General features: G+C 61.0%; 3 protein-coding genes and 1 pseudogene. All 4 read left to right on the plus strand.

The features are described 5' to 3' along the window. Positions 1–969: pseudogene (locus NW844_RS12455) on the plus strand (type II secretion system protein); the annotation flags it as partial. A 67-nt stretch (positions 970–1,036) separates the two neighbouring features. Further along, on the plus strand, positions 1,037–1,801 hold the full coding sequence (locus NW844_RS12460) for a prepilin-type N-terminal cleavage/methylation domain-containing protein (RefSeq protein ID WP_414336090.1): 765 nt from the start codon (positions 1,037–1,039) through the stop codon (positions 1,799–1,801). 55 nt (positions 1,802–1,856) lie between these two features. Beyond that, positions 1,857–2,975: a PilW family protein gene (locus NW844_RS12465; protein ID WP_414336092.1), complete on the plus strand. Its 1,119-nt coding sequence runs from the start codon at positions 1,857–1,859 to the stop codon at positions 2,973–2,975. 14 nt (positions 2,976–2,989) lie between these two features. Further along, complete coding sequence (locus NW844_RS12470; protein WP_414336093.1) at positions 2,990–3,541, plus strand: Tfp pilus assembly protein FimT/FimU; 552 nt, start codon at positions 2,990–2,992, stop codon at positions 3,539–3,541. Positions 3,542–3,576 lie beyond the last annotated feature (35 nt).

Here is a 3,576-nt window from a genome sequence, read left to right on the forward strand (position 1 = left end):
GATCGGGATCCGCTGTTTGGGTTGGACATGGGTCGCCAGCCCAACGAGACTGCGACTGTACTCGAAATCCAACCCCAAATGGCGCTCAACCCCTACGCCCGCGTCAACAAGACCGCTGCGGCCCAGGGTTACACCCCCGCATCCCAGTACGCGGACGGCTACTACATCGACGATAGGGGCGATGGGGACAGCGAAAAAATCCGCAACGGCCTGTGCTTCTACGTCAAGCCCAACGGCAACACCATCCAGGTACAGGTTGACCGGGATGGCGGCAACGGCAATAACCCCGAGTGGGTGGATGTGGAGCCCTTTACCCTGGATCTGAAGAGCCCCACCACGGGCTTTGACGGCCCCAACCCGGTGCTAGGGGTGATCCTGGACGAGGTGACGCGGCGACCCATTCCTATTCCCCGCTTCCAAGAACTGGCCTCCACCGACCCGAACCAGCGCCGCCGCAACGACGACGGCAGCCAAAACCGGCAACTGCAGCCGGCCCGAGAGACGCGGGTCAACGCGGTGGCTGTTAGCGGCGTGCTCCCCTCGCGGCTGGATCAAACCGCCGGCGGCATGCACAACTTCCTGCGCCTCAACGAGCTGTGGAGAAATACCAACCTCTTCTTCAGCGGCTCAATGATCCAGCTCAACTACAGCACCTATGCCACCGGCCCCTTCTTGCAGCGCAGCTTCGAGCCGCCCAACCTGGTGCCGGATCCAACCTTTGTGCTCGGCTACGACTACTACTCCCCACCCAACCGCCGCTTCGGCTACGACGTGGGCCTGCAGATTGCCCGCCGCCCCGGCGCCGTCTCCAGCCGCTTCCAATTCCCCTCCAACGCGCGCACAGAGTTCCTGCGCGAGCTGGATCCACAAGATCCGTATGTGCGGCGGCTGCGCTGCGCGCTCCAGGATCAGCCGGATGTGCCGTTGGATCCGTCTGCCCAGATTGGCGGCTGCAATGAGTTCAATTGATATGGATCTGATATAGATCCGTCCGGTCAGGGGCAAATTAAAGTAGGGGCGAAATAGGGAGGGATCGATGAGCAAGGGTCAGTTTTGGCGGCAATCGGCAGCAGAGGGCTTTACCCTCATTGAGGTGTTGGCCTCGGTGATCATCGTGGCGCTGGCCATGACTGCTCTTGCCCCTGCCCTTACCTTAGTTGCCTACCGGCGGGCCATGAGCGAGCGGGTAGAGCTGGCCAATCGCCTGGCCCAGGAGGAGGTGGATCGCATCCGCACCCTGGTGGATATCGAGCTGTCGGCTGCTCCAAAGGCTTTTCAGGATCCGGCTCAACGGGATCGTCTGCCCAGAGTGGGAGAAGACCCGCTGGCCAACACCCCACCCCCTGACGAGATGCCCGCCGATGCAAATGCCGGCAACTACACCCACAAAGACAACTATTCCCTTCGCCTGGCGCAAGTTCAAGTGCCGGGGCGGAACCCGGAAGAATACGTCATCCAAACCTTCCGCGACGAGGGAGCGCCCTGCATCGACCGCCGTGAAAACAGGGTCATTCAGGGGGTGCCCTGCAGCTTTCGCCTGGGCGTGCGGGTTTACCACCGCTTTTCTTTTGATCCAGACACGCGCCAAGCGCTGCCTGGATTGGGAACGGAGCTGGTTTCGGCCAACCAAAACTTGGCCAATGCCGATGTCTGGCTCTTTCCCCTGGCCACCTCCTTTGTAGAAATTAACTCCGCCGCCGACTTGGGAGATGTTTGCCGGCAGATAGCCATTACCATAGGTGCGGATCCCATCGAGAGGTGCCGGGCTTTCCCCCTGCCTGCCAGTCCTGTTGAAACCTGAGGTAGAGCCTAAGTTCCTTTCCGCAAAACCTGTTGCAAGATGGGGGTGTTTCCCTATGTTTTTCAGGATCTTTCGCCGCCGAGCCAGCAGAGGGTTTACCCTCATCGAGCTGTTGGTCTCGCTGCTGATTGCCTCCATCTTTCTCCTGGCCACCGCCATGATCGTCATCGAGACGATGCGGCTGGATCGGGAAGAGACGGGCCGCACCCAGGTGCAGGCGGAGCTGACCCAGGCCATGGAATTTATCCAGCAGGATCTGGCAGAAGCTCTCTACATTTACAACGACACCGAACAGCCCAACGGAGACGGGATCCCAGATGTTATCCAGCGGCTCTACACGCCAGGCTGGATCCGCCGCCCCGATGACGCTATCCCGGTTGTTGCCCTTTGGAAGCTGGAACCGATCCCGCGGGGATGCTACGCGGGCAACCCCACCTTGCAACAGATTCGCGAAGGCCGTGCTACCTTGCCTGCTGAACCACCTGCTGGGTTCCCGCTCACAAACGGCAGAAATGCGGATTGGGAAACGCTGCTCAGCCGCCGCGGCATTTACACCCTGGTGGTGTACTACCTGCGCCGCAACTACAACAACGCCGGCAACCCAACAGGGGACACTCCTTGGGAAGGCAACGCGCGGATCGAGCGTTTTGAGTTACGCCCCCTCAACACTCAGGGTCAAAATGACTGCGCTGGTCGCAGCCCGTTCTTTGTTGAAGATCCCGATCCGTTCCGGGAAGGTTTCCTTGCTTGGCCTTCCGAGCAGGCCCGAGCACGCCAGATCCCCATTGCCAGCAGGGCGGATGGCCCTCGCCTGATAGCTCTGGTCTCCAACATCTTCAGCAGCCGGGAGGGGAGTCCGCAGGTTGCACCCGCTTGCCCGCAGGGCTATGCCTTTGGCGGCGGCAAACCCAACGGCGTCACCTTCTCAGGGTTGGCAGATAACCAGAACGACGTGGGCTTCTACGTCTGCGTGCGGCGCAGCCCCGGCGCCGACCGACCCCAGGATGTGGTCATCAACATCACGGCCACGGCCATGGAGCGGGCCAACCCCGGCCTCTTCCGTCGCTACATTCAGGATGCCACCAGCGTCGATATCTCAGAGGTGTCGCGCTACCTGCTGCCGCTGCAAACTCGGGTTCTTGCCCGCGGTGTTATCAACCGTCAACTCTCCTAGGGGGAATGTCCACCATGTTGGCCTTGGAGAAAAAAACCATTGGCCCGGCGCGGCCGCTTCGATCCCAGGGCTTCACGCTGACAGAGGTCCTGGCGGTGGTGGTCATTATCGGCATTCTGGCCGGGCTGGCCGTCCCTTCCGGGATCAACATCTGGGCGCGCATCCAATTGGAGGACGCGCAAAACAAGGTGGAGCGAGCCCTGCGCACCGCCCGCGCCAACGCCAGAGCTTCTCTCCAAGGCCGTGCTTGGGTGGTCGAGATCGATAACTCAGATCCGAATGTCCCCACGCTGGTGATCCAAGACGAGGAAGGCCTTTGCGATGAGCCCACCCCTTGTCAGTGGGTGCGCCTCAATAATTTTGTTACTGCCAGCAATACCTTCAACGGCGGAAGGGCCGTTTTCGACTCGGAAGGGCGGGCGCGTCAGTTGGGGCGCTTTGTGGTCAGCAGCACCTACTCCCAGGGCGAAAACCGCTGCGTGGTGGTGAGCACTTTGATCGGCACTCTCCGCAAGGACAATAACCCTGAGTGTGGCAACGTGACCAACGAGGCAGAGGAAGGCTAGTTGGGGTAGGATAGTCAGGCTGCCGATCCCAGCCC

This window comes from Synechococcus sp. H55.2 (genome assembly GCF_047462495.1).
GTDB lineage: Bacteria > Cyanobacteriota > Cyanobacteriia > Thermostichales > Thermostichaceae > Thermostichus.